Raw genomic sequence first — 25,633 nt, 5'->3', positions numbered from 1 at the left:
CGGCGAGGGCGGTCAGTTCGTCGGCGATGGGCGCAGCGGGGGGGCGCAGAGGGGGGCGCAGCGGGGGACGTGGTCATGGGCGGCGGCTCCGGGCGTTGCACGGCGTGCAGCGTGGCGCGTCCAACGTGCAGCGTGGCGCGCGGGCCGGTCAATGCGGCGCCGGGAGCGGCGCGCGCGTCCCGGCGCCGCTGTTTTGATCCCCGCGACGGGCCGCGGCGTGCGATGCCTTGGGGCGACCCCTCGTTTCCCATCGCAACGACCGAGCTTCCGCCATGCGCCCCCTCCTCGCCGCCGCCCTCGCCGCCCTCCTGGCGCCTGCCGCCCCCGCCGCCGCGCAGGCCTGCGCCCCGAGCGAAGCCGCCTGCGCGGTCGCGGGCGGCGCCTATCACATCCGCCTGCCGGGCGGGCCCGGCCCGCACCCGGCGGTGCTGTTCCTGCACGGGCATGGCGGGAACGGCGCGCGGGCCATCGCCAACGAGTCCCGCCTGGGCGCCTTCCTCGCCGCCGGTTACGCGGTGATCGGCCCGGACGGAGACCGCTGGCGCGGTCCCGGCTCTCCGCGCGGGTGGAACGCCATGGCGGCGCCGGGGCGGCGGGACGACGTGGCCTTCCTGCGCGCCGTGGCGCGGGACGCGGCGGCGCGCTTCGGGCTCGACCCCGCGCGGATCGCCGCCGCGGGCTTCTCCGCGGGCGGGATGATGACCTGGCGGCTGGCCTGCGACGCGCCCGCGGCCTTCACCGGCTTCGCCCCGGTCGCGGGGGTGTTCTGGAAGCCGGTCCCGACGACCTGCGCCGGTCCGGCGCCGATCTTCCACACCCACGGGACGACGGACCGGGTGGTGCCCATCGCGGGCCGCGCGGTCGGCGGCGGGCGGCTGGTCCAGGGGGACGCGGACGAGGTCCTCTCCGCCGCCGCCGCCCGCATGGCTTGCGCCGCCCCGGCGCCCACCGCGCGGCTGGGGGAGATCCCCGGCGGCTGGCAGGCGCAGGAATGGCCCGGCTGCGACGGCGGCGCCCTCGTGTCCGTCCGCTGGGGCGGGGGGCATGACGTGCCGCCGGGCTGGGCGCAGGCGGCGCTCGCCTTCCTCGATTCGCTCGCCGCCCCGCGCTGAGGCGCGCGCCCGGCGGCCCCCGACCCGCCCCAACCCCCGCCCCGCGCGGCGAAATCCGCCGCGCCCGCCGTCGCGCCTTCCATCTTGCCCCGGACCGCGGGCGGGCTTAGGTTCCGCGCGATGACGCGGTATCTGACCATTTCCGATCGCGACCGCCTGCCGTGGCGCTTCCACGGGCGGGTCGCGTCGCTGTGCGCCTCGGGCTGAGCCCCGCGCGCGCCCCGTTTTCCGGGCGCGCCCGCTCCGCCACGCACCCATCGGTACGCAACAGAACACCCCCCTGAAAGGGAGAGCCCGAGATGACCGGCAAGACGCTCTACGACAAGATCTGGGACGCCCACCTCGTTGACGAGGCCGAGGACGGCACCTGCCTGCTCTATATCGACCGCCACCTGGTCCACGAAGTGACCTCGCCGCAGGCCTTCGAAGGCCTGCGCATGACCGGCCGCACCGTGCGCCGTCCCGACGCCACCATCGCGGTGCCGGATCACAACGTGCCCACGACGCTCGAGCGCCTGGAAGGCCGCATCGACAACGAGGAATCGCGCATCCAGGTCGAGGCCCTGCGCGAGAACGCCAAGTCGACCGGCATCCACTATTACGACGTGAACGACGTGCGCCAGGGCATCGTCCACATCGTGGGTCCCGAGCAGGGCTGGACCCTGCCGGGCATGACCGTGGTCTGCGGCGATTCCCACACCGCCACCCACGGCGCCTTCGGCGCGCTGGCCCACGGCATCGGCACCTCCGAGGTCGAGCACGTGCTGGCCACCCAGACGCTGATCCAGAAGAAGTCCAAGAACATGCTGGTGAAGGTCGAGGGCGAGCTGGCCCCGGGCGTCACCGCCAAGGACATCACCCTGACCATCATCGGCAAGACCGGCACCGCCGGCGGCACCGGCTATGTCATCGAATACGCAGGCAGCGCCATCCGCGGGCTGTCGATGGAAGGCCGCATGACCGTCTGCAACATGGCCATCGAGGGCGGCGCCCGCGCCGGCCTGATCGCGCCGGACGAGAAGACCTTCGCCTACTGCCAGGGCCGCCCGCACGCGCCGAAGGGCGCGGCGTGGGAGCAGGCGCTGGCCTACTGGAAGACCCTCTTCTCGGACGACGACGCCGTCTATGATAAGGTCATCGAGATCGACGCCGCCGAGATCGCGCCCGTCGTCACCTGGGGCACCTCGCCCGAGGACGTGCTGCCGATCACCGCGACCGTGCCGAACCCCGAGGACTTCAAGGGCGGCAAGGTCGACGCGGCGCGCCGTTCGATCGAGTACATGGGCCTGACCGCCGGTCAGAAGCTGTCGGACATCGCCATCGACACCGTGTTCATCGGCTCCTGCACCAATGGCCGCATCGAGGATCTGCGCGAGGTCGCGAAGATCGTCGAGGGCAAGAAGGTGAAAGAGGGGATGCGGGCCATGGTCGTGCCGGGCTCGGGCCTCGTGCGCGCGCAGGCCGAGGAAGAGGGCATCGCCGACATCCTCAAGGCCGCCGGGTTCGAATGGCGCCTGCCGGGCTGCTCGATGTGCCTCGCGATGAACCCCGACCAGCTGAAGCCGGGCGAGCGGGCCGCCTCGACCTCGAACCGCAACTTCGAAGGCCGCCAGGGCCGCGGCGGGCGCACCCACCTGGTGTCCCCGGGCATGGCCGCCGCCGCCGCGCTGACCGGCAAGCTGACGGATGTGCGCGAGCTGATGTGATCGCGCGGGGGGCCGTCGCCCCCCCCCATCCATGCGAACGCCCCCGCGGAGGGATCCGCGGGGGCGTCTTGCGTTTCGGGGCTGCGTCTCCGGACTCTCTTTTTGGGCTGGCTCTTCGGGCTGGCTCAGCTGCAATCGTAGAACGGCTCGGGCGGCGGCAGCTCCAGCCGCGGCCAGGCCGGGCAGACGGCCGAGAGGGCGCGGGCATAGGGCTCCCGCGCCTCGCCCACGATCCCGGCGATGACCGGCACGGCGGCCTGCGCCGCGGCCTCGTCCGGGTAGATGGCGACGGTGCGGTAGCGCCGCCCGATCTTCAGGATGGCGCTGTTCTCGATCCCCTCGGCGCGCAGGCGGGCCAGTTCCACCTGCTGGCCGGACAGGACCGGCTCGGACCCGGCATAAACGATCCACTGGGCGTAGTAGGGCGCGGGGGCGGGCGCTGGCTCATCGCGCGCGCCGCCGCCGCCGCCGCCCTCGCCCGGCTCCGGGGCGACGACGATCGGCGCGGGCGGCGGCGGCGCCAGCTGCGCCTCGAGCGCCGCCACCCGGTTCTGCAGGTCCTGCAGCGTGGCGCTCGTCGCCTCGATGTCGCCGGACAATTCGCCGGTCTTGATCTCCAGCCCCGCGAACTTGAAGGCGCCGGTGAATGGAAGCTGCGAGAAGAACCGCTCATGCGCCGCCGTCACCCGCTGGGCGGTGTATTCGGGGGCGAAGATCACGCCGATGACCAGAAGCGTCCCGAGCAGGGCGGCGAGCGAGAGCGCCGCCTGCTGCAGCGTTTCGAAGAAGGACTTCATCGCGGCGGCTCCGGGTTCGGGCGAATTGGGGCGCATCTGCGCGCGGGGCCAGTCTGCGCGCCGCGCGTCTTCGCTGTCAAACCGCGTCCCCATGCGCGCCCCCGCCGCAGGTTCACGTTGAGAATCACCGTCTTTTGGAGTAGAGGGAAGAGGCTATTCTATCTATCGGCCCACTGCTCCGCCTCACGGCTCTCAGTTGATCGATCCGGACTGAAGACGCCGACACCGCCGCATCCTGCGGGCGGATATCAGAGGAGACACGGACATGGCCACCGGCACCGTGAAATGGTTCAACGACACCAAAGGCTTCGGCTTCATCGCCCCCGATGAGGGCGGCAAGGACGTTTTCGTCCACATCTCGGCCGTCCAGCGCTCGGGCCTGCAGGGCCTGGCCGAGGACCAGAAGGTGTCCTTCGACCTCGAGACCGGCCGTGACGGCCGTCAGTCCGCCTGCAACCTGTCCCTGGCCTGAGCCCGGACAGGCCGCGCGCCCCTCGGGTCCGCGCAGGCTGAGCTGAACTGAAAACGCCCCCGCGCTGCGAAGCGCGGGGGCGTTTTCGTTGGCGCCGAGGCCCGCCGCCGCCTCGCCCCCGCCGCAAATCCCCGGTCCACTATGCCCCCCGGCGGCGCCCCAGGTCGCCGCATGGCAGGAGGAACCCTCATGGCCGCCGCAGGCACGATCTTCTGGACCGAGCTCAACACCCGCGACCCGGAGGCGGCCCGCGCCTTCTACGCCGGGCTGCTGGGCTGGCGCTTCGATGAAAGCCCCGACGGCATGGGGGGGACCTACCTCACGGCCATGTGCGGCGACGCGCCGGTGGCGGGGATCTACGACATGCGCCCGGATCCCGCCCTCGACGGCGCGCCCGCCCACTGGTTCACCTATGTCGCGGTCGATGATCTGGACGCCGCCGTCGCCACCACGCTGCGCACGGGCGGCGAGCTGCGCCGCCCGCCCTTCGACGTGCCTGGCGTCGGGCGCTTCGCCGTCATCGTCGATCCGTCCGGCGGCGGGCTCGGCCTGGTTCAGCCCGCAGAGGGGGCGGAGGGGTGATCGCGCCCCGTCACACCCGCTCCACCACCAGCTTCACCGGCGCTTCGGTCCGCAGCGTGATCCGCCCCAGCGGGTCCGGCGCCGGGCCCGCGGGGCGCAGGCGGAACCGCTTCAGCCCCTCGCGCAGGACCTGGGCGCCCTCCATCTTCGCCAGCGCCAGCCCGACGCAGATCCGCTGGCCCGCGCCGAAGGGGATGTAGGCGAACGGATCGCGCCCCTTGCGGCCCTCGGGCAGGAAGCGGGTCGGGTCGAATTTCTCCGGCTCCGGCCAGTACTTGGGGTTCCGGTGCATCATGAAGATCGCCACCTGCACCCGGTCGCCGGGCACGAGGTCCACGTCCTCGAACGTGCTGTTCGCGCAGGCCTGGCGGCCGACGATGAACGCCGGGGGATAGAGGCGCAGCATCTCGTCATAGGCCGCGGCGATCAGCGGCGAGGGGGCGTCGTCCTCGGCCCGGACCGCCTCCCGCAGCTCCTCCTGGACCGCATCCTCGCGCGCCAGGCGGTCGAGGCCCCAGGCCAGCGACAGCGCCGTCGTCTCGTGCCCCGCGGCGAACAGGGTCATCACCTCGTTGCGCACCGCCTCGCGGTCGAGGCGGGCGCCCGTCTCCTCGTCCTGCGCGTGGACGAGGATGTCGAGGAGGTCCGGCGTCTCGGGCATCTCGCCGCCCTCGGCGATGCGCGCGTCGATCAGGCGGTAGAGATGCGTGTTCAGGGCCGCGATCACCTCGTCCGCGCGGCGGCGGGACTTGCGCGGCATCCATTCGGGCAGGCCGAGCATGTCGATCAGCGACGGAGAGCCCGATTCCATGATCGCCTCCTCCATCAGCTCGGCGATCTCCTGCTCCGCATCGCCGAGATCGGAGGAGAAGAACGCCTCCATCGCGATGCGCATGGTCAGGCCGGTGACGGCGCGCGACAGGTCCACCTCGGCCGGGCCGTCCGCGGCGGCGCGGTCCCAGTCGGCGAGCATCAGCTCCACGTGTTTCGCGACGACGCCCTCGAGGCGCTTCAGGGCGCGGGCGTTGAAGGCGGGCGAGATCAGGCGGCGGCGGGTGCGGGATTCCTCGCCCTCCATGATCAGCGAGGATTTGCCGAGGAAGCGCCCGAAGATGGCGTCGTACATGCGCCCCTTCTGGAACGCCTCGGCCCCGTCCCTGAGGACATGGCGCGCGAAGGCGGGGTCGTTGATGGTGACCACCTTGCCCGAGGCGATCTTGGCGACGTTCCAGCGCACGTCATAGAGCGAGGGGTGGAACAGCTCGAGCAGGTTGCGCCGGGCGGCGAAGGTGGTGCGCAGCATGTGGATGACGCGCAGGGCCTTGGATTTCTCCAGCCGCTCGGCCGATGGGAAGGTCCTGCGCGAGGTGTAGAGGTGATGGGCGGGCGCGGGCTTTTCGGCGAGGTTCTGCATCGGGCTGCATCCTGGCTGGTCGAACTCTGTGCTTAAGTGAACATCGTTCTTGCAAGCGGCCTGCGCAACCCGTCCACGGGGTGGAAGGTTTCAAAAAGTCTCGAATGGGCGGCGGCGGGGCGGCAGGGGGGAGGCGGCAAGTCGCCGGGGGGCGCGACGAAAAACGCCCTCCCCGGGGCGGCCGGGGAGGGCGTTTGGTCGGGGCGGCGCGGCGCGTCAGTCCAGCGGCGCGGGGCCCTGTTCCTGCAGGCGCCCGCCGATGCGCACCGGGACGATGCGGGTGGCCTTGCCCTTGTTGGCGGGCGAGTCGTCGGTCTCGATATAGACGCCCGAGACGGTGGCCGGGCCCTGCGCCGGTTCGAACCGGCCCTTGGCCATGCCGGTCAGGAAGCGGCGCATCGGCTCTTCCGCCTGCATGCCGATGACGCTGTCATAGTCGCCGCACATGCCCGCATCGGTGAGGTAGCCGGTCCCCTTGGGCAGGATCATCGCGTCCGAGGTGGGGACGTGGGTGTGGGTGCCGACGACGAGCGACACGCGCCCGTCGAGGAACTTGCCCATGGCCATCTTCTCGGACGTGGCTTCGGCGTGCATGTCGACGATCACGGCGTCGGCGGCGCCGCCCATGGGGGCGGTCTTCAGCGCCTGGTCGAGGGCGCTGAACGGGTCGTCATAGGGGCGGGACATGAAGGTGCGCCCCAGCGCCTGGGCGACGAGGACCTTGCGCCCGCGGGTCGCCTCGAACAGGCGCGCGCCGCCGCCGGGGGCGGCCTTCGAGAAGTTGAGGGGGCGGATGATCCGCGGCTCGGAGCCGATATGCTGGAGCATCTCGCGCTGGTCGAAGGCGTGGTCGCCGAGGGTGATCACGTCGGCGCCGGCGGCGAAGATCTCCTCGCCGATGCGGGCGGTCATGCCCATGCCGGAGGCCGAGTTCTCGGCGTTGACGACGATGAAATCGAGGGCCCATGCCGCGCGCATGCGGGGCAGGGCGTCGATGACCGCGGTGCGGCCCGCGCGACCCATGACGTCGCCAAGGAACAGGAGTTTCATGGGGGAAAGCTGTTAGCGCCGCGCGGGGGCGAGGGCAAGGGGAGGCGCACCGGCGGCGCGGGGAGGGGGCCGCCCTGCGGGCGCCGGCGCCCCGCCCGCCCCGCCTCCTGCCGGAGGCTTCCCCTCTGTCGCCGCCCTCCGCCCGCCCTCCCCCCCCTCCGGCCCCCGGCCCCGGCGCGCGCCCCGTCTCCTCCGAATGGGCGCCCCTTGCGCCCCGGGGCCGCGGCGTCTGGCGCCTTGCCTGCGGGGGCGGGGGGCGGCATGCTGACCGTCCGAGCGCGCCTTCGCGCCGGATGCATTTTCCGGCGCCGCAGAGCCGCGCCGCCATGACGAGGATCCGCGTGATCGCAGAGCTCGCCGCTTTCTTCGCAGCCAACGGGCCCGCCCTGATCTGCCTCGCCGTCGTGGCGGGCATGTTCGCGCTGTTCGTGGCCGAGGCCTACCCGACCGAGGTCGTCGCCCTTGGCGGCGTCGCCGCGCTGCTCGCGCTCGGCGCGCTGTCGCCCGACGACATGATGGCGGCCTTCTCCTCGCCCGCGCCGATCACCATCGGGGCGATGTTCGTGCTGTCCGGGGCGCTGGTGCGCACCGGCGCGCTCGAGGCGTTCACACGCTATGCCGCCGCCATGGCGACCCAGCGCCCGGCGCGCACGCTGGCGGCCTTCGCGGCCTTCACCATCCTCGCCTCGGCCTTCATGAACAACACGCCGGTGGTGGTGGTGCTGATCCCCGTCGCCGCGCGGCTGGCGGGCGCGCTGCGCTCCACCGCCAGCCAGCTGCTGATCCCGCTGAGCTACGCCGCCATCCTCGGGGGCACCTGCACGCTGATCGGCACCTCGACCAACCTGCTGGTGGACGGCGTCGCGCGCACCCACGGGATGGAGCCGTTCAGCCTGTTCGAGGTCACCCCGCTCGGGATCGTGCTGGCCGCCTTCGGCCTCGTGTACCTGCGCTTCGCCGCCCCGCGGCTTCTGCCGGCGCGCGAGTCGATGACCGACTTCCTGACCGACCGCAAGAAGCTGAGCTTCTTCACCGAGGTCGCGGTGCCGCCCGAGAGCCCGGTCATCGGCCAGGAGGTGCTGAAGGTCGACCTGTTCAAGCGCGACCGGATGCGGGTGATCGACGTGCTGCGCGGGGATGAATCGCTGCGCCGCGACCTGCGCTCGGTGGTTCTCGCCGCGGGCGACCGGGTGGTGCTGCGCACCGGGGTGAACGAGCTTCTCGGCCTGCGCGACAGCCGGGCGCTGGCGATGGTCGACAAGCTGTCGGAGCGCAAGACGGTGACCGTCGAGGCGCTGATCGGCCCGGGCTGCCGCCTGATCGGCCGCACGCTGGGCCAGCTGCGCCTGCGCCGCCGCTACGGCGTCTATCCGCTGGCCGTCCACCGGCGCGGGCAGAACGCGGGGCGGCAGCTCGACGACGTGTTCGTGCGGGTCGGCGATACGCTGCTGCTCGAAGGCGACCCCGAGGACATCAAGCGCCTCGCCGAAGACGTGGGCCTCGTCGACATCGCCCAGCCGACCGAGCGTCCCTATCGGCGCGACCGCGCCTGGATCGTGCTCGCGACGCTCTTCGGGGTGGTGGCGCTGTCGGCGGTCGGGCTGGTGCCGATCGCGGGGGCGGCGGTGATGGGCGTCGCGGTGGTGCTCTTCACCCGCTGCATCGACGCGGACGAGGCGGCCGAGGTGGTCGAGGGCCGCCTGCTGGCGCTGATCTTCGCCATGCTCGCCATCGGCGCGGCCCTGCAGGCGACGGGGGCGGTGGCGCTGATCGCCGAGGGGCTGGCCCCCTACCTCGCCGCCGCGCCGCTGCCCATCGCGATCTGGTGCGTCTACCTGATGACCTCGGTGCTGACGGAGCTGGTGTCGAACAACGCGGTGGCGGTGGTGATGACCCCGGTGGCCATCGCCCTGGCCGAGGCGCTGGGCGTCGACGCCAGGCCCTTCGTGGTGGCGGTGATGATCGCCGCATCTGCCAGTTTCGCGACGCCCATCGGGTACCAGACCAACACGTTGGTCTATGCGCCGGGGGGCTACAAGTTCACCGATTTCGTGAAGATCGGCCTGCCGCTGAACCTGTCCATCGGCATCATCGCCAGCCTGCTGATCCCGTTCCTCTGGCCGATGTGACCCGGCGGGGGCGGGCGGCGCGCCCCCCCCCGCCCTCTTCTGCGCGACGTTGCGCCGCCTTTCTCGGGCCGCGCGGCGCGGCCTAGCTTCGCCCCCGCGCCCGGCCATTCAAGCGGGCGCGCTTTCCCCCCCCGCATCCCGGCCGCATTTCCCGGCGCCTGGCAGGAGGCCACGACATGACGCATCCGGCGCACCGGATCGCCCAGCCCCTGTTCTCGGCCGTCGCCTCGCCGCTGCTGGGACGCCCGAAGCTGATCTGCCTGCTCGGCATCATGCGCTCGGGCTCGACCCTGCTGACCGAGCTTCTGCTGAACAACCCGCAGATCGTGGGCTTCGGCGAGTCGCACGTGAATTACGGCGGCCCGGACCCGATCGGGCGGCTGCGCTACGGCGCGCTGCGGCTGACCGGGCGGCTCGACTGGGGCGACAGGTTCCTGCTCGACAAGGTGCTGCACCACCGGCACCTGACCGACCCGGCGCTGGCGATGGCGCGGGCCGATTTCCGCCCGCTCTACATCCTGCGCGCCCCGGCCGGGAACATCCGCAGCCTCGCGAAGATGTTCGCCGACAAGGCCCCGGGGGTGGAGACGGACATCCCCGCCCTGCTGCTGGAACGCTACGCCCAGCTTTCGGCCATCGCGGACGCGCTGCCCGGGGAGGTGCCCGTGGCCGCGATCTCCTATGACCGGCTGGTGGCGGATGCGGACGGCACGCTGGCCGCGCTGACCGACCATTTCGGCCTGAAGACCCCGCTCTCGAGCGATTACGCGGTCTCGAGCCGCACCGGCCGCTGGGGCGTGGGCGACGGCAGCGACAACATCAAGTCGGGCAGGATCCAGGCCCCCGCGAAGGCCGAGGCGACGCCCGCCCCCGCGGAGGTCGAGGACGCCTATGCCGCCCTGTGCGAGAAGCTGGGCGCCCGCGCGGGCGTCGCCGCGCTGTGATGGCGACGCTGATCCAGGCCGTGTTCCTCGGCGCCTGCCTCGTGCTGCTCGGGGCGCTCCTCGTCTGGGGGATCCTGGTGCGCCGCCTGGCCTCGGCCATCGAGACGCGCCACCCCGAGGAGCACGAGATCCTGCGCCAGCGGTCGCGCAAGGGCGGGCGGCGGCTGGCGGTGACGTCGGAGCTTCAGAAGTCGCTCGCGGGCGGGCTGCCGCTGCCGGACGCGATCCTGGCCGACCCGGTCTGCGCGCCGATGATCGCGCGCGAGGGGCGGCTGCGGCTGGTGATGCTGTTCTCGGCCGGGGCGGCGGCGGCGGCCTTCATGGCGCTCTGACGCGGCGGGGCCGCGCGCGCCCGCTTGCCTCGGGGCGCCCCGAGGGCCTATAACCGCGCGCGATTCCAGACCTTCACCAACCTTCGGGGGACGACATGGCCGGCCATTCCAAGTGGGCGAACATCCAGCACCGCAAGGGACGCCAGGATGCGGCCCGTTCCAAGCTCTTCTCGAAGCTCGCGAAAGAGATCACCGTGGCCGCCAAGATGGGCGACCCGGACCCTGACAAGAACCCGCGCCTGCGCCTCGCGGTGAAGGAGGCGAAGGCCAACTCGGTCCCCAAGGACGTGATCACCCGCGCGATCAACAAGTCCCAGGCGGGCGAGGGCGATGATTACGTCGAGATCCGCTACGAGGGCTACGGCCCCGGCGGCGTGGCGGTGATCGTCGAGGCGCTGACCGACAACCGCAACCGCACCGCCTCCAACGTCCGCTCGATCTTCGGCAAGAACGGCGGCAACCTCGGGGAAACCGGGTCGGTGTCCTTCATGTTCGACCGCAAGGGGCAGATCCTGTACCCGGCGGCCGCGGGCGACGACGACGCGGTGATGGAAGCGGCCATCGAGGCGGGCGCCGAGGACGTGGAGTCCTCGGAAGAGGGCCACGTGATCTGGACCGAGGCCACCGACCTGGCCGAGGTCTCGAACGGTCTCGAAGAGGCGCTGGGCGAGGCGGAGTCCACCAAGCTGGTGTGGAAGCCGCAGACCGACACGCCGGTGGACCTCGACGCCGCGCGCACGCTGTTCAAGCTGATCGCGGCGCTGGAAGATGATGACGACGTGCAAAGTGTCACGGCCAATTTCGACGTGACGGACGAGATCATGGCCGAACTCGACGCCTGATTTCGGCGCCGCACGGACCAGGACGAAAAACCCCCGGGGCAGGCGCCCCGGGGGTTTTTCGTTGCGCCGGGCGGGGGCGGCTCACTCCGCCAGCGCCCGCCGGGCGATGGCGTCGAACAGCGCGTCCAGCTCTCGCCCCACCGCGTCCAGTTCCGCGCCCCCGTCATAGGGCGCGAACACCGCCGAGGGCGCCTTCCAGCTCAGCCGTGCGCCCTGCGCCCGTTCGGTCACGTAGAAGCGGATCGGCGCCTCGATCATCGCCGCTTCCGAGGCCGCCAGCGCGCGCACGGCGAAGTCGTTGCGGAACACGCCGACCACGCGGTTGCCGGGGATGGTGATGCCGCGCGCGGCGGCGGCGCCGGTGGGGCCGGCCTCGGTCACCAGGCCCATCCCCTCGGCCCGCACCGCGGCCTTCAGGTCGGCCAGCAGCGCGGCGTATCCCTTGGCGCTGTCATGGCTGCGCCACCCCGCGGGCTGCGCCTGGGCGGAGAGGGGGAGGAGCAGGGCGGCGGCGAGGATCAGGCGGCGCATGGCGAGGTCTCCGGGGCAGGGGGGCGCGCCGCGCAGCATGGCGCCGCCCCGCGCTCCGCACATCTCACAAGCCGAAGCGCCGGGCGTGAGGCGCCCCCGCCGCGCAACGTCGCCCCTGCCGCGCCCGCGCCGCCCCCGCCGCACGCGCCCGCGTCCGCCCGGCGCGGCGCGCGCCGCCGAGCGGGGGCCCTGCGCCCCCCGAGGCGGGGCGCTCTCCCCCTCACGCATCTTGCGGAACTGCGTTCCATCGGCCACGCTCCGCCCCCACGCCGCATTCACGACCCGAGAGTTTCCATGACCGCATCGCCGCCGTTCGCCCGCGTCCTCATCGCCAACCGGGGCGAGATCGCCTGCCGCATCGCCCGCACCTGCGCGGAGCTCGGGGTCGAGACGGTCGCCATCCACCCCGCCGACGATGCGGGCAGCCTGCACGTGCTGCGCGCGGACAAGGCGGTGGAGATCCCCGGAACCGGCGCCCGCGCCTATCTCGACGCCGCGCAGGTCATCGCCGCCGCCAGGGCCGAGGGCTGCGCCGCGATCCATCCCGGCTACGGGTTCCTCGCCGAGAACGCGCGCTTCGCCGCGGCGGTGGAGGACGCGGGCCTCGCCTTCATCGGCCCCTCCTCGGCCGCCCTCGCCCTCTTCGGCGACAAGGGCCGCGCCCGGGCGCTCGCCGCGCAGCTCGGCGTCCCCTGCCTGCCGGGCCTGCCCGGCGGCGCCTCGCCCGAAGAGATGACCCGCTTCTTCGCCGAGCTCCCGCCCGGCGCCGCCCTGATGATCAAGGCCGTCCACGGGGGCGGCGGCCGCGGGATGCGCGCCGTCACCGACCCCGCCGAAATCCCCCCCGCCGCCGCCGCCGCCGCGCGCGAGGCCGAGGCCGCCTTCGGGGACGGCGCCCTCTATGCCGAACGCATGATCGCGCGCGCCCGCCATATCGAAGTGCAGGTCCTCGGCGACGGGACCGGCGCCGCGATCCATCTCGGGGAGCGGGACTGCACCCTCCAGCGCCGCAACCAGAAGGTGCTGGAGATCGCCCCCGCCCCGAACCTGTCGGATGCCGACCGCGCGCGCCTTGCCGCCTGGGCGCTGGAGATGGCCCGGGTCGAAGCCTATCGCGGCCTCGCCACCTTCGAATTCCTCATGGACCTCGATGCCCCCGAGGACGCGCGCCTGTTCTTCATCGAGGCGAACCCGCGCATCCAGGTCGAGCACACGGTGACGGAAGAGGTCTACGGCCTCGACCTCGTGGCGCTGCAGATGCAGGTCTGCGCCGGGGCGACGCTGGAGGGTCTCGGCCTGGCGCAGGAGGCGCTCGTCCCCCGCGGCGCCGCGATCCAGGCGCGGGTGAACCTCGAGGAACTCGGCCCCGACGGCGCCCCGCGCCCCGCCTCGGGGACCCTTGCGGCCTATGAGGCGCCCACCGGCGCCGGCATCCGCACCGACGGGTTCGCCTGGGCCGGCTACACCGCCTCGACTCTCTACGACCCGCTGCTGGCCAAGGTGATCGCCCACGCGCCCGGCGGGCTCGCCCCTGCGCTGCGCCGCCTGTCGCGGGCGCTGGCCGAGTTCCGGGTGGAGGGCGTCGCCACCAACCTTCCCGCCCTGCGCGCGCTGGCCGCGCATCCGGCGCTGCCCGATTACGCCGTCACCACCGGCTTCATGGCCGCCGAGGCCGCCGCGCTGCACGACGCCGCCGCCTCCCTTTCGGCCCCCGCCTTCCCGGGCGCCGCGACGGCGGCGAAGACCCCGGCCGAGGACGCGGTCCCCGAGGGGCTGACCGCCCTGCGCGCGCCGATGCAGGCCACCGTCTCCGTCCTCTCGGCCGCCGAGGGGGACGCGGTGCAGGCGGGGCAGGAGGTCGCCGTCCTCGAGGCGATGAAGATGGAGCATGTCCTCTCCGCCCCCGTCTCCGGCATCGTGCGCGAGGTCCGCGCGGCCCCCGGCGCGACGCTGGCCGAGGGCGCGGCGGTGATCGTGATCGAACCCGCCGAGGCCGGGGAGGGCGCGCAGATGTCGGAAGAGGCGCTCGACCTCTCCCGCATCCGCCCGGAACTGGCAGAGCTGCGCGAGCGGCTCGCCGCGGGGCAGGACGAAAACCGCCCCGAGGCGGTTGCGAAGCGCCACGCCCGCGGACACCGGACGGCGCGCGAAAACCTTGGCTCGATCTGCGACGAGGGGAGCTTCCGCGAATACGGCGCCCTCGCCACCGCGGCGCAGGAGGGGCGGCGGACGCTGGCCGACCTGATCGCCAACACCTCGGGCGACGGTGTGGTGACCGGGGTGGGCGCCGTCAACGCGGACCTGTTCGGCGAGGACGCCGCCCGCTGCGCCTTCGCGGTCTATGACTACATGGTGCTCGCCGGCACCCAGGGGATGCGCAACCACGGCAAGCAGGACCGGCTGTTCCAGCTGGCGGGCAAGTGGAACCTGCCGGTGGTGCTGCTGGCCGAGGGCGGCGGCGGGCGGCCCGGGGATGTGGACCAGGCGCATCGCGCGGGGCTCGACTGCACCACCTTCGCGCAGTTCGCGCGCCTCTCGGGGCAGGCGCCGCTGGTGGGGGTCGTCTCGGGGCGCTGCTTCGCGGGGAACGCGGCGCTGCTGGGCTGCTGCGACGTGATCATCGCGGATGAGAGCGCCAATATCGGCATGGCGGGCCCCGCGATGATCGAGGGCGGCGGGCTTGGCGTCTACCGCCCCGAGGAGGTCGGGCCCATCGACGTGCAGTCCCCGAACGGCGTCGTCGATATCCGCGTGAAGGACGAGGCCGAGGCCTGCGCCGCCGCCAAGAAGTATCTGTCCTACTTCCAGGGCGCCCTGCCGGAGTGGGAGGAGGCCGACCAGCGCGCCCTGCGCTTCACGGTGCCCGAGAACCGCCTGCGCTCCCACGACGTGCGCGAGACGATAGAGGTGCTGGCCGACCGGGATTCGGTGCTGGAGCTGCGGGCGGAGTTCGGCCTTGGCATGATCACCGCGCTGGTTCGGATCGAGGGGCGGCCCTATGGGCTGATCGCCAACAACTCGCGCCATCTCGGCGGCGCCATCGACGGGCCCGCGGCGGACAAGGCGGCGCGGTTCATGCAGCTGTGCGACGCGTTCGGCCTGCCCATCGTCTCGCTCTGCGACACGCCGGGCTTCATGGTGGGGCCGGAGGCGGAGAAGACGGGCCTCGTCCGGCACGTCTGCCGGATGTTCGTCACCGCGGCGTCCCTCTCGGTGCCGGTGTTCGGCGTGGTGCTGCGCAAGGGCTATGGGCTTGGCGCGATGGCGATGGTGGGGGGCGGCTTCCACGAAAGTTTTTCGACCGTGTCCTGGCCGACGGGGGAGTTCGGCGGCATGGGGCTCGAGGGCGCGGTGCGGCTGGGCTTCAGGAAGGAACTCGCCGCGCAGCCGGACGACGCGGCGCGCGAGGCGCTGTTCCAGGACCTGCTGGGCAAGCTCTATGAGAACGGCAAGGCGGTGCAGCTGGGCCGGGTGCTGGAGATCGACGCGGTGATCGACCCGGCCGAGACCCGCGGTTGGATCGCCGGGGCGGACCGGGCGGCGGGGCGGCCCGCGGGGCCGGTGCGCGGGCGGCGGCCCTTCATCGACACCTGGTGAGGGGGGGGCGGGGGGGGGGGGGGGGGGAGGGCCCCCCCCCCCCCCCCCCCCCCCCCCCCCCCCCCCCCCCCCCCCCCTCCCGCAACGTGCGTCGCGCGCGGCTCGGGCGGCGCGCGGGATGGCGGCGGCGCGCGGCTGCCGGACCTCGCGGCCCTGCGGTCCGCATCGGCCCGCCCGCCCCGCGCCGGGGGCGCGTTCCCCCTGGCCTCGCCCCGGCCGCGCGCGGCTCAGGCGGCCGGGATCGCCCAGCCGACGGCGGCGAAGCCGCGCAGCATTTCCGTGACCGCGACGGCGGCGAGGATCATCCCCATGACGCGGGAGATCAGCGCCGAGCCTGCATCCCCGATCCTTCGGTGCAGCGGCGCGGCGGCGAGCAGGATCAGCAGCGCCGAGAGCATCACCGCCCCCAGCAGCCCCAGCCCCAGCAGCTTGCCGCCCCAGCCCGCGCCGACCTCCTCGGCCGTCAGGGTGGCGGTCAGCATCGCGCCGGGCGAGGCCAGCGACGGGATCGCCAGCGGGAACACCGCCGCCTCGGCCGGGCTTTGATGGGCGGCGAGGTCGCGTTCGTGCTTGGGGTCGGCGAAGATCAGCTCCAGCGCGAAGAGCAGCAGCACCAGCCCGCCCGCGATCTGGAAGGCGTGGAGCGGGATTTCGAGCGCGGCCAGCACGGTGCGGCCCAGCAGCATGAAGCCCGCGAGCACCGCGAAGGCGGTGAGCGCGGCGCGCAGGGCGAGGCGGCGGGCGGCGGCGGCGCCGAGCCCCGCGCTGACGGCGATCATGACCGGGAGCGTGCCGAGCGGGTCGACCACGACCCAGAGCGAGAGCGCGCGGCGCAGCATGTCTTCCAAGGGGAACTCTCCGGGCGGCGGGCGACGGTCGGCGGGCGAGGCGGGGGCGCATCCTGCGGCGCGCCGGGCGCGGCGTCCGGCGGCGGGGCCGGTCCCGGCGGGCGGCGGAGGGCGTGCGGGTGGCGCGTGCGGCGGGGACCCGGCAGGGCCGTGCAGGGCGGGCGTCCGCGGAGGGGGCGCGGGGCTGAGGGGGCGCGGGGCGCCGCTCAGCTCTGGCGCGATCGCCACCAGCGCAGCAGGTGATCCTTCGAGAACAGCTCCACCCCGCCGCATTGCGCGCAGATCAGCGGCACGCAGTCGGTGAAGCCCTCGGGCTGCATCTGCGGCAGGCGGTGATAGGTCAGGCCCACGATCACGTCCGGCTCGTCCGGGTGCGCGAGCTCCCAGCGCGGGGAGTCGCAGCGGCGGCAATGCAGGTCGGGCATCAGGCCCGAGATGATCGCGCCCCAACCGGGCATGTCGGCGGCGTGTTCGGGCGCGTGGCCGTAGCCGGAGGGGGGGAGGTGAGAGGCGGGCATGGGCGTCTCCGGGGCCTTGGACCGCGCGGCGCGCGGGGCGGCGGCGGTGGATCGTCGGGCCGCGCGCGGGGCGCGGCGATGTCTGGTCCCGCGCGGGGGCGGGGGCGTCGCGCCCTGATGGGCGCGCAGCGGTGCATCACGCCCGGCGGGGCGCGCGGGGAGCATCGCGCCCCGCGGGGCGCGCGGCGGTGCCTCACGCCCGGCGGGGCGCGCGGGGAGCGGGACGCCCCGGGGATGGACGCATCCGGGACGGGCCGCCCCGGGATGCGGGGGGGCGGTCGGCCGCGAGGCGGTCGGCGCCTTCCCTGCGCCGCGGCGCGGGGCGGGGCAAGGCGACCGGGTTACGCAGGGCCGCCGCGCGGCGGGGGCGTCTTTTTTACACCCGCGCCGCGCGCCGCGCCTTGATCCAGCGCAACGCGCCCCGGCGCCGTCCCGGCGCAACGCCTCCCGGCGCAACGCCTCCCGGCGCAACGCCTCCCGGCGCAAGGCGCCTCGTCGACGCCCGGGCGCAACCGGCCCGGCCGCCCTTCGCGTGCGCGCTCGCGCGCCGCGTGCGCGTGTTGCAGCGCAGCGAAACTTGCCGCGTCCCGCTGCAGAAATGTTCGAGTGCTAATTTATTTCGCACTGTTAACATTTTCTCTTCTGCGTGGCGTATCTTCCCCTTTTTCCCCAAGTTCGACAACCGGAGCGCAAGCATGGGATTTCTCGACTCGATATTCAGCGTCATCAACGACCTGACATGGGGCTGGGCGCTGGTGCCCTTCCTGGTCGTGCTCGGCGTGTTTTTCACCGTCGCCTCGGGCTTCATCCAGCTGCGCTTCTTCAAGCGCATGTTCAGCGTCCTGACGGGCGATGACGAGAGCAACGATCCGACCAAGATCAGCGCGCGCGAGGCGCTGTTCGTCTCGGTCGGCGGGCGCGTGGGCGGCGGCAACATCGCGGGCGTCGCGGTGGCGATCACCGCCGGCGGGCCCGGCGCGGTGTTCTGGATGTGGGCCATCGCCCTCGTGGGCATGTGCTCGGCGCTGATCGAGGCGACGCTGGCGCAGCTTTACAAGCGCACCGAGGAGAACGGCGACTATCGCGGCGGCCCGGCGCGGTCGATCATCCACGGGCTGGGCGAGAAATACCGCTGGCTCGCCATCACCTACGCGGTGTGCCTGATCGCGTCCTTCGCCATCGGGTTCAACGCTTTCCAGGGCAACACGGTGGCGGGCGCGGCGCTGGATTCGATGGAGATCCCGCGGCTCTGGACCGGGATCGCCCTCGCCATTCTGACCGGCGTGATCGTCTATGGCGGCATCCACCGCATCGCCAAGGCGGCGGACGTGATCATCCCGGTGATGGCCTTCATGTACATCGCGCTGGCGGTGGTGATCATCCTGATCAACATCACCTCGCTGCCGGGGGTGATCTACGACATCGTGGCCAACGCCTTCGGGTTCGAGCAGGCCGTCGGCGGCGGCATGGGCGCGGCCATCGCGCAGGGCCTGCGGCGCGGCCTCTTCTCGAACGAGGCGGGGCTGGGCTCGGCCCCCAACGTGGCGGCGACGGCTTACGTGAAGCACCCGGTGAGCCAGGGCATCACCCAGAGTTTCTCGGTCTTCATCGACACGATGCTGATCTGTTCGTGCACGGCCTTCATGATCCTGCTGGGCGACGTCTACGTGGCCGGGGCCGAGGGCGTGGACGGCGTGGCGCTGACGCAGCAGTCGCTGGTGGGGCATCTTGGGGAATGGGTGCAGTATTACCTGACCGTGGCCATCCTGCTCTTCAGCTTCTCGTCGATCATGTACAACTACTACCTGGGCGAGAACGCGCTGACCTTCATGACCGGCAACCCGATGGCGCTGCATGTCTTGCGGCTGGCGATCGTGGGGATCGTGTTCCTGGGGGCGACGGCGCCGGGGGCGACGGCGGTGTTCAGCTTCTCGGACCCGATGATGGGCATCCTGGCGGTGGTGAACCTGCTGGCGCTGATGATGCTGTTCCCGACGGCGCTGCGGGTGATCGACGATTTCCGCGGCCAACTGGCGGCGGGCGTGAAGAAGCCGGTCTTCGATCCGGCGGCGTTCCCGGATCTCGACACCGATCCGACGGCCTGGCCGGACGCGCCGAAGTAAGGCGGCGCGCGACGCGGAAAAGCGAAAGGCCCGGAGCGATGCTCCGGGCCTTTTCAATCGGTCTGGTCGGGGAACCAGCGGCGCGCAAAGCCCGTGACGTCTCCGGGATCGGGCGTGCGATGAATGGCGCGGTGACACAGGGCGCAGAGCGGCGCGAAGTCGTCGGCCCGCAGCGTGCGGCGTGCGCCATCCTCCATCGATGACCAGGGGACGAGGTGATGCGCTTCGATCCCGCTTCCCCAGACATCACGCCGGTCTTCGGCGACTTCATAGCCGCAGGCCGCGCAACGATGTCCGAGAGTGTCCAGAAGGCCCGCCGTCCGCGCCCTGCCTTCCCAATGCGCCGCCCAGGACCGTCGCCGCCTTTCCTCGAACGCGGCGCTCCCCGGCGATGGGGCCGCGGCCGCCTGCGCGTCCGAAGCGCTCGCCGCGAAGGTCGCGAGCCAGTCGTCCAGCTGTCGGCGCAGTTCGGCGTGGTCCTCGCCCTGCAGGCCATACCACACGTCGGACTGGCCGAACGCCCCCTTGCCGCGAGGCATCGCGAAATGACGGTCCGGCTCCGGGATCAGCACCGCGCGCGGGCTGATCGCCCTGACGATCCATTCGCGTCCCAGTTCGTCGCGTTCGATCTTCGGAGATCTGAAAACCGTCGAATTCAGGTAGGCGCCGACCACCCGGAGCTCTTTCGCGGCCTCGGAGCGCGCGCAGAAGATGACCGTCACATCCTCGGCCGCATCATCCGTGCGGGCCGCGCCCAGCTTGCTGACTTCTAGATTTCCGGGGGCGCCGCCCGCGTCGCCCTTGTGGACGATGTATCCATGAAAGCGGCCGTCCGCTCGCCTGAGGAAATTCAGGCTCTCATAAGGACGGTTGTTTTCGGAGACGTACCTTTGCAGGCCCCAGCTGGCTTCGTGTTCCGAACGGTATTCCGGCATCCAGGACACGCGGGCGACGAGGTAAGGCATGACTGTCCATCCAACAAAGAAAAAGCCCCGGAAGCTTCCGCTCCCGGGGCCTTGAGTTCAACGCCGAGGGCGAAGAAATCAGATCGTCGCGGCCAGCGCCACGGCGGTGTCGGACATGCGGTTGGAGAAGCCCCACTCGTTGTCGTACCAGGTCAGGATGCGGACCATGCGGCCTTCCATGACCTTGGTCTGGTCCATGTGGAACACCGACGAGTGCGGGTCGTGGTTGAAGTCGATCGAGACGTTGGGCAGGTCGGTGTAGCCCAGAACGCCCTTCAGCTCGCCATCCGCGGCTTCGCGGATCGCGGCGTTGATCTCTTCGACCGTGGTGTCCTTCTTGGCCATGAAGGTCAGGTCGACCACCGAGACGTTCGGGGTCGGGACGCGGATCGCGACGCCGTCCAGCTTGCCGGCGAGCTCGGGCAGCACCAGGCCCACGGCCTTGGCGGCGCCGGTCGAGGTCGGGATCATCGACATCGCCGCGGCGCGGGCGCGGTAGAGGTCGCCATGCATCGCGTCCAGGGTCGGCTGGTCGCCGGTGTAGGAGTGGATGGTGGTCATGAAGCCTTTTTCAATGCCCACGACCTTGTCGAGGACCGCGGCCACCGGCGACAGGCAGTTGGTGGTGCAGGACGCGTTCGAGACGACGATGTCGTCCGAGGTCAGCACGCCGTGGTTCACGCCGTAGACGATGGTCTTGTCGGCGCCCGAGGCGGGGGCGGAGACGAGCACGCGCTTGGAGCCGTTCTTGAGGTGCAGCGCGGCCTTGTCGCGGGCGGTGAAGATGCCGGTGCACTCCATCGCCACGTCGACGTCGCCCCAGGGAAGGTCCTCGGGGTTGCGGATGGCGGTGACGCGGATCGGGCCGCGGCCCACGTCGATGGTGTCGCCGTCGACCTTCACCTCGCCCGGGAACTTGCCGTGCACCGAGTCGAAGCGGATCAGGTGGGCGTTGGTCTCGACCGGGCCGAGATCGTTGATGGCGACCACCTCGATGTCGGTGCGGCCCGACTCGATGATGGCGCGCAGAACGTTGCGCCCGATGCGTCCGAAACCGTTGATCGCGACCTTGACCGTCATGATGACTTCTCCTCGCCCAGGAAGGGTGTGCGCCGCCGGGATGGGCCCCCGGACGGCAGGGATATGTTTCGAAGGGGTGTATAGACGCCGCGGCGGCCCGCGAAAAGCGCGGGTTAATGCGGCGCATTGCGGCGGGGCCGGGGGCGCGGGGCGGGGCGAGCGGGGCGGGGTCTGCGGTTGAAACCCGTGTCGGGGCAGGGGGTTGAGGCGCGGCCCGCCGGGGCGCCCGCGCGCCGCCGCCGGGGCCGGGCAAAGGTTTTGCTTCGCGATGCGCAGAAAAATGAAGGTCTCTTGCTTGCCCGTCGCCGGGGCGTGAGCGGCGGGCGCGCGCCCCTCAGCGCCGCCCGAACGCCCCCGCGAACACCCCGTTCACCGCCGCGACGCCGAGGCAGGCGAAGACCACCGCCGCCCAGCCGAGCGGCCCGACCTCTTCCCCCAGGAACAGCCAGCCCCCCGCCGCGGCCCCCATCGGCACCAGCGAGGTGAAGGAGGAGGTGCGCGCGGCCCCGAGATGGCGCACCGCGTAGGCGAAGCCCGCCACCGCGCCGATGCCCGAGAGGACCGCCTGGCTCAGCGCCACCCAGAGGAGGGTCAGGGGGGCGGCGTCGGCCAGGTGCGTCCCCTCGATCAGCGCCGCGATCAGCAGGAAGGGCGAGGACCACAGGCACACATAGGCCGTCGCCTCGAGGCCCGAGAGCGAGGTGCGCCGGAAGGCGATGGTGAAGGCGGCCCACCCGGCGGCGGCGAGCGCGAGGTACGGCGCGCCCTGCAGCACCCCCGGCGGGCCGCCCGCCAGTCCCGGCCCGAGCGTGAGCGCGATGGAGGCGAGGATGAGCGCGAGGCCGACGCCGCGCTGGGCGTGGATGCGCACATCCTCGACGAAGCGGTCCCAGATGGCGACGAAGAGGGGCAGGGTGGCGGGCACCATCGGCCCGAACAGCGAGGCGGGGACCGTCTCCAGCCCCTTGGCGGTCAGCATCACGAACCCCCCGCCCCAGCCGATGGTCATGATGGCGAGGAGGCGCCAGTCCTCTCCCTTCGGGACGATGCCCTTCTTCAGCCAGATGGGCGCGAGGATCAGCGCGGGCAGGCCGTAGCGGACGAGCGAGAGGTCGAGGGGCGAGAAGGCGCCGACCTGGTCGCGGGTGGCGACGATCCAGCCGGCCCAGATGGCGACGGCGAAGATGATGGCGGCGTAGCCGAGCAGCGGGTTCGGGGCGCTGGGGGCCGCCGGGTCTGCGGGTGCGTCCGCGCCCGTGTCGGGGTTGGGCGCCGGGACGGGCGCGCCGGTGGCGAGGGGCACGCCGTCGGCGTCATGGCGGGCGGCGTCATCGGGCGCGGCGTCGGGGCGGGGTGCGGTCATGGTTCGCGGCGCCTCCCAACGCCTTGTCGGCCGGGGGCGGAAGGTGCTGCGCCCGGATCGTAAGTCTCCCTTGGTTTTGGGGGCGGTGCAAGGGGCGCCTTGGGGGAAGGCGGATGCGCGGGCCGGGGGCGGGCCGCCTCGGGGGGGCGCAGGGCCCCCCGCTCGGCGTCCCGCGCCGCGCGGGGCGCGGCGGCGCCCGGGCAGGTCGGATGAGCCCGTTCGATTCGCCCCCGCCGCGCCCCCCCGGGCGCCCGAAACCCGCGCCGGCGGCCCCGTTCGGGCGCATCCGCCGCGGCTTCGGCGCGATTACGGGCCGTTCGGCGCCCCCTCCCCCCTCGCCACGCGGGCCAACCTCCGCTACAAGGCGCGCGTCCGCGCACGCAGAGGACCTGCCAATGACCCTTGAGCCCGCCATCACCGACCAGCTGATCGCCGATCACGGCCTGAAGCCGGACGAGTACCAGCGCATCCTCGACCTGCTGGGCCGGGAGCCGACCTTCACCGAGCTCGGCATCTTCTCGGCCATGTGGAACGAGCACTGCTCCTACAAGTCCTCGAAGATCCACCTGCGCACGCTGCCCACCGAGGGCCCGCAGGTGATCTGCGGCCCGGGCGAGAACGCGGGCGTGGTCGATATCGGCGACGGCGACGCGGTGGTCTTCAAGATGGAGAGCCACAACCACCCCAGTTACATCGAGCCCCACCAGGGCGCGGCGACGGGCGTGGGCGGCATCCTGCGCGACGTGTTCACCATGGGCGCGCGCCCGGTGGCGGCGCTGAACGCGCTGTCCTTCGGGCGGCCCGACCATCCGCGCACGAAGCATCTCGTGGCGGGCGTGGTCGAGGGCATCGGCTCCTACGGCAACTGCTTCGGCGTGCCGACGGTGGGCGGAGAGGTCCGCTTCCACACCGCCTATGACGGCAACTGCCTGGTGAACGCCTTCGCCGCGGGCGTGGCCAGGGCCGACGCGATCTTCTACTCGGCCGCCTCGGGCGTCGGGCGCCCGGTGGTGTATCTCGGGGCCAAGACCGGGCGCGACGGCGTCGGCGGCGCCACCATGGCCTCGGCCGAATTCGACGACACGATCGAGGAGAAGCGCCCCACGGTGCAGGTGGGCGACCCGTTCACCGAGAAGCGCCTGCTGGAGGCCTGCCTCGAGCTGATGCAGACCGGCGCCGTCATCTCGATCCAGGACATGGGCGCCGCGGGGCTGACCTGTTCGGCGGTGGAGATGGGCGACAAGGGCGGCCTCGGCGTCAAGCTCGACCTCGACATGGTGCCGACGCGCGAGACCGGGATGACCGCCTACGAGATGATGCTGTCCGAGAGCCAGGAGCGCATGCTCATGGTCCTCGACCCCGAGAAAGAGGACGTCGCCCGCGCGATCTTCGACAAGTGGGACCTCGACTTCGCCATCGTCGGCGAGACCATCGCCGAGGACCGCTTCCTGATCGTCCATGGCGGCGAGGTGAAGGCGGACCTGCCGCTGAAAGCCCTGTCGGGCGAGGCGCCGGAATATGACCGCCCCTGGGTGCCGACCCCCAAGGCGGCCCCGCTGCGCGAGGCCCTGCCGCAGGACGAGGCGGCGGACCTGCTGCTGCGCCTCGCGGCCCATCCGAACCACTGCTCGCGCGCCTGGGTGTGGGAACAGTATGACAGCCAGGTCGGCGCCGAGACCCTGCGCAAGCCGGGCGCCGACGCCGCCGTGGTGCGCGTCCACGGGCGCGAGAAGGCCCTCGCCTTCACCGCCGACGTGACCCCGCGCTATTGCTTCGCCAACCCGCTTCAGGGCGGCCGCCAGGCGGTGGCCGAGGCGTACCGCAACCTCTGCGCCACCGGCGCCAAGCCGCTGGCCACCACCGACAACCTGAACTTCGGCAACCCCGAGAAGCCCGAGATCATGGGCCAGTTCGTCGGCTGCATCAAAGGCATCGGCGAGGCCTGCGCCGCGCTCGACATGCCGATCGTGTCGGGCAACGTGTCCCTCTACAACGAGACCGACGGCTCGGGCATCCTGCCGACCCCGACCATCGGCGCCGTGGGCCTGCTGGAGAACGCCGAGGCGATCATCCCCACCGCGGGCGAGGATGGCGACGCGCTGGTGCTGCTGGGCGAGACGAAGGGGCATCTCGGCCGTTCGGCGGTGCTGGCCGACCTGTTCGGGATCGAGGAGGGCGACGCGCCCGAGGTCGATCTCGAGGCCGAGCGCAAGGCGGGCGAGCTGGTGCGCAAGCTGCACGGCGCCAAGCTGATCCGCGCGGCGCATGACCTCGCCGATGGCGGGCTGGCCTCGGCCGCCGCCGAGGTGGCGCTGGCGTCGAATGTCGGCGCGGTGCTGGACGCGCACGAGACGCTGTCCGACCTCGCCTGGTTCTATGGCGAGGACCAGGGCCGCTACCTGCTGGCGGTCGCCCCGGCCAAGGCCGACGCGGTGATCGAGGCGGCAAATGCCGCGGGCGTGCCGGCGGCGAAGGTCGGCGGCCTCGGCGGCGCCTCGGTGGGCCTCGGCGAAGGCTCGGTCTCGCTCGACGCGCTGCGCAAGGCCCATGCCGGCGGCTTCGCGAAGATGATGGGCGAGGGCTGACGGCCCCACGCCGCCCACCGATGGCGGACCGCGACGGCGGACCGTGACGGCGGACAAGGCGCCCTCCCGCGAGAGATCGCGGGAGGGCGTCGTCGTTTGCGGGGGGCGCTTGCACGTGGGCCGGGCCGCGGCGATGCTGCGCGGACGAGAGGGGAGAACCGGCATGATCGACGGCGGCGAGATGGACGAGGCGCGCTATCGCGCGGCGCTGCGCGGGATCCTCGACGCCCATTCGGGCGCGGCGCTGGAGAAGCTGCGGGGCCTGTCGCGGGACCTGCCCGAGGCGGCGCGGGGGCTGTCGATCCTGGTGCATGTTCCCCAGGACCCGGAGGGGATGTTCGACGTGGCGGCGCATCTGGACGGGCCGGACCTCCACGCGCTGAACAAGGCCGTCGCGGCGCATCGCGACCTGTTCGGCGTGCGGTTCGAAAGCGGCGTCCTCGTCCCCGACGTCCCGATGTTCGACCCGTTCGACCAGGCGTTCGACGTGAACGAGGTGATCACCCGGGTCGCCCTCGACTGGATCGCCGCGCTCTGGGCCGCGTTCGGCGGGCTGTCCCGTCCGATCCCGGTGATCGCCGCGGGGGTGGACCACCACGGTCCCGAGACGCCGCTGCGCCTCGCCTGACCGCGCCCTTTCCCG

21 protein-coding genes are annotated in these 25,633 nt (G+C 72.5%); 12 read left to right on the top strand and 9 right to left on the bottom strand.

Going from position 1 to position 25,633, the window contains the following annotated elements; translation table 11 throughout:
• The first annotated feature begins 272 nt into the window (after positions 1-272).
• Together ACQ5SO_RS06380 and leuC are read left to right on the top strand one after the other, a co-directional pair.
• Positions 273-1,112 (top strand): alpha/beta hydrolase family esterase, encoded by an 840-nt coding sequence (locus tag ACQ5SO_RS06380; RefSeq protein ID WP_430940750.1) that lies wholly within the window; start codon positions 273-275, stop codon positions 1,110-1,112.
• Between the two features lie 299 nt (positions 1,113-1,411).
• A complete protein-coding gene (leuC, locus tag ACQ5SO_RS06375) occupies positions 1,412-2,818 on the top strand; it encodes a 3-isopropylmalate dehydratase large subunit (RefSeq protein WP_430940749.1) in 1,407 nt (468 codons plus the stop codon).
• 125 nt (positions 2,819-2,943) lie between these two features.
• Here the strand turns inward: leuC and ACQ5SO_RS06370 are convergent, their stop codons facing one another.
• A complete protein-coding gene (locus ACQ5SO_RS06370) occupies positions 2,944-3,615 on the bottom strand; it encodes a hypothetical protein (RefSeq protein WP_430940748.1) in 672 nt (223 codons plus the stop codon).
• A gap of 265 nt (positions 3,616-3,880) precedes the next feature.
• Between ACQ5SO_RS06370 and ACQ5SO_RS06365 the strand changes: the two genes are divergently transcribed.
• On the top strand, positions 3,881-4,087 hold the full coding sequence (locus ACQ5SO_RS06365; RefSeq protein ID WP_430940747.1) for a cold-shock protein: 207 nt from the start codon (positions 3,881-3,883) through the stop codon (positions 4,085-4,087).
• 189 nt (positions 4,088-4,276) lie between these two features.
• The gene (locus tag ACQ5SO_RS06360; RefSeq protein ID WP_430940746.1) at positions 4,277-4,669 is read left to right on the top strand and encodes a VOC family protein; all 393 of its coding nucleotides are present in this window, start codon (positions 4,277-4,279) and stop codon (positions 4,667-4,669) included.
• Positions 4,670-4,679: 10 nt separating this feature from the next.
• Here ACQ5SO_RS06360 and ACQ5SO_RS06355 read toward each other — a convergent pair whose 3' ends face one another.
• On the bottom strand, positions 4,680-6,083 hold the full coding sequence (locus ACQ5SO_RS06355; RefSeq protein ID WP_430940745.1) for a cytochrome P450: 1,404 nt from the start codon (positions 6,081-6,083) through the stop codon (positions 4,680-4,682).
• Between the two features lie 216 nt (positions 6,084-6,299).
• The gene (locus ACQ5SO_RS06350; protein WP_430940744.1) at positions 6,300-7,133 is read right to left on the bottom strand and encodes a TIGR00282 family metallophosphoesterase; all 834 of its coding nucleotides are present in this window, start codon (positions 7,131-7,133) and stop codon (positions 6,300-6,302) included.
• 326 nt (positions 7,134-7,459) lie between these two features.
• Between ACQ5SO_RS06350 and ACQ5SO_RS06345 the strand changes: the two genes are divergently transcribed.
• From ACQ5SO_RS06345 to ACQ5SO_RS06330, 4 genes are all read left to right on the top strand, one after another.
• The gene (locus ACQ5SO_RS06345; protein WP_430940743.1) at positions 7,460-9,262 is read left to right on the top strand and encodes an SLC13 family permease; all 1,803 of its coding nucleotides are present in this window, start codon (positions 7,460-7,462) and stop codon (positions 9,260-9,262) included.
• A gap of 176 nt (positions 9,263-9,438) precedes the next feature.
• Entirely contained in the window at positions 9,439-10,206 is a 768-nt protein-coding gene (locus tag ACQ5SO_RS06340; protein WP_430940742.1) for a hypothetical protein, read from the top strand.
• A complete protein-coding gene (locus ACQ5SO_RS06335; protein ID WP_430940741.1) occupies positions 10,206-10,538 on the top strand; it encodes a hypothetical protein in 333 nt (110 codons plus the stop codon). Before ACQ5SO_RS06340 ends, ACQ5SO_RS06335 begins: the two co-directional genes overlap by 1 nt.
• Before the next feature lie 95 nt (positions 10,539-10,633).
• Positions 10,634-11,380, top strand: a complete 747-nt coding sequence (locus tag ACQ5SO_RS06330; RefSeq protein ID WP_430940740.1) for a YebC/PmpR family DNA-binding transcriptional regulator — start codon at positions 10,634-10,636, stop codon at positions 11,378-11,380.
• 81 nt (positions 11,381-11,461) lie between these two features.
• Here ACQ5SO_RS06330 and ACQ5SO_RS06325 read toward each other — a convergent pair whose 3' ends face one another.
• Positions 11,462-11,911, bottom strand: a complete 450-nt coding sequence (locus ACQ5SO_RS06325) for a DUF302 domain-containing protein (protein ID WP_430940739.1) — start codon at positions 11,909-11,911, stop codon at positions 11,462-11,464.
• 294 nt (positions 11,912-12,205) lie between these two features.
• Between ACQ5SO_RS06325 and ACQ5SO_RS06320 the strand changes: the two genes are divergently transcribed.
• Positions 12,206-15,508 (top strand): carboxyl transferase domain-containing protein, encoded by a 3,303-nt coding sequence (locus tag ACQ5SO_RS06320; protein WP_430940738.1) that lies wholly within the window; start codon positions 12,206-12,208, stop codon positions 15,506-15,508.
• 227 nt (positions 15,509-15,735) lie between these two features.
• Here ACQ5SO_RS06320 and ACQ5SO_RS06315 read toward each other — a convergent pair whose 3' ends face one another.
• The gene (locus tag ACQ5SO_RS06315; protein WP_430940787.1) at positions 15,736-16,347 is read right to left on the bottom strand and encodes a MarC family protein; all 612 of its coding nucleotides are present in this window, start codon (positions 16,345-16,347) and stop codon (positions 15,736-15,738) included.
• Between the two features lie 215 nt (positions 16,348-16,562).
• Positions 16,563-16,874, bottom strand: coding sequence for a hypothetical protein (locus tag ACQ5SO_RS06310; RefSeq protein ID WP_430940737.1), 312 nt, complete (start codon positions 16,872-16,874; stop codon positions 16,563-16,565).
• Between the two features lie 695 nt (positions 16,875-17,569).
• Between ACQ5SO_RS06310 and ACQ5SO_RS06305 the strand changes: the two genes are divergently transcribed.
• Positions 17,570-18,997 carry an alanine/glycine:cation symporter family protein gene (locus ACQ5SO_RS06305; RefSeq protein ID WP_430940736.1) on the top strand — a complete coding sequence of 476 codons (1,428 nt, stop codon included), beginning with the start codon at positions 17,570-17,572 and terminating at the stop codon, positions 18,995-18,997.
• Positions 18,998-19,050: 53 nt separating this feature from the next.
• On the opposite strand, the gene ACQ5SO_RS06300 is transcribed toward ACQ5SO_RS06305, so the two are convergent.
• The 3 genes from ACQ5SO_RS06300 to ACQ5SO_RS06290 form a co-directional block, all read right to left on the bottom strand.
• Positions 19,051-19,962 (bottom strand): HNH endonuclease, encoded by a 912-nt coding sequence (locus tag ACQ5SO_RS06300; protein WP_430940735.1) that lies wholly within the window; start codon positions 19,960-19,962, stop codon positions 19,051-19,053.
• A 78-nt stretch (positions 19,963-20,040) separates the two neighbouring features.
• Positions 20,041-21,042 carry a type I glyceraldehyde-3-phosphate dehydrogenase gene (gene gap, locus ACQ5SO_RS06295; RefSeq protein ID WP_430940734.1) on the bottom strand — a complete coding sequence of 334 codons (1,002 nt, stop codon included), beginning with the start codon at positions 21,040-21,042 and terminating at the stop codon, positions 20,041-20,043.
• A 334-nt stretch (positions 21,043-21,376) separates the two neighbouring features.
• On the bottom strand, positions 21,377-22,405 hold the full coding sequence (locus tag ACQ5SO_RS06290; protein ID WP_430940733.1) for a DMT family transporter: 1,029 nt from the start codon (positions 22,403-22,405) through the stop codon (positions 21,377-21,379).
• A gap of 395 nt (positions 22,406-22,800) precedes the next feature.
• On the opposite strand from ACQ5SO_RS06290, the gene purL reads away from it, so the two are divergent.
• Complete coding sequence (purL, locus tag ACQ5SO_RS06285) at positions 22,801-24,990, top strand: phosphoribosylformylglycinamidine synthase subunit PurL (RefSeq protein WP_430940732.1); 2,190 nt, start codon at positions 22,801-22,803, stop codon at positions 24,988-24,990.
• 163 nt (positions 24,991-25,153) lie between these two features.
• Positions 25,154-25,618, top strand: a complete 465-nt coding sequence (locus tag ACQ5SO_RS06280; RefSeq protein ID WP_430940731.1) for a DUF6389 family protein — start codon at positions 25,154-25,156, stop codon at positions 25,616-25,618.
• The last annotated feature ends 15 nt before the right edge of the window (positions 25,619-25,633 follow it).

Source organism: Rhodovulum sp. DZ06 (assembly GCF_050586345.1).
Classification (GTDB): Bacteria; Pseudomonadota; Alphaproteobacteria; order Rhodobacterales; family Rhodobacteraceae; genus JBOCEF01.
This window is presented reverse-complemented; position numbering and strand designations above follow the sequence as displayed.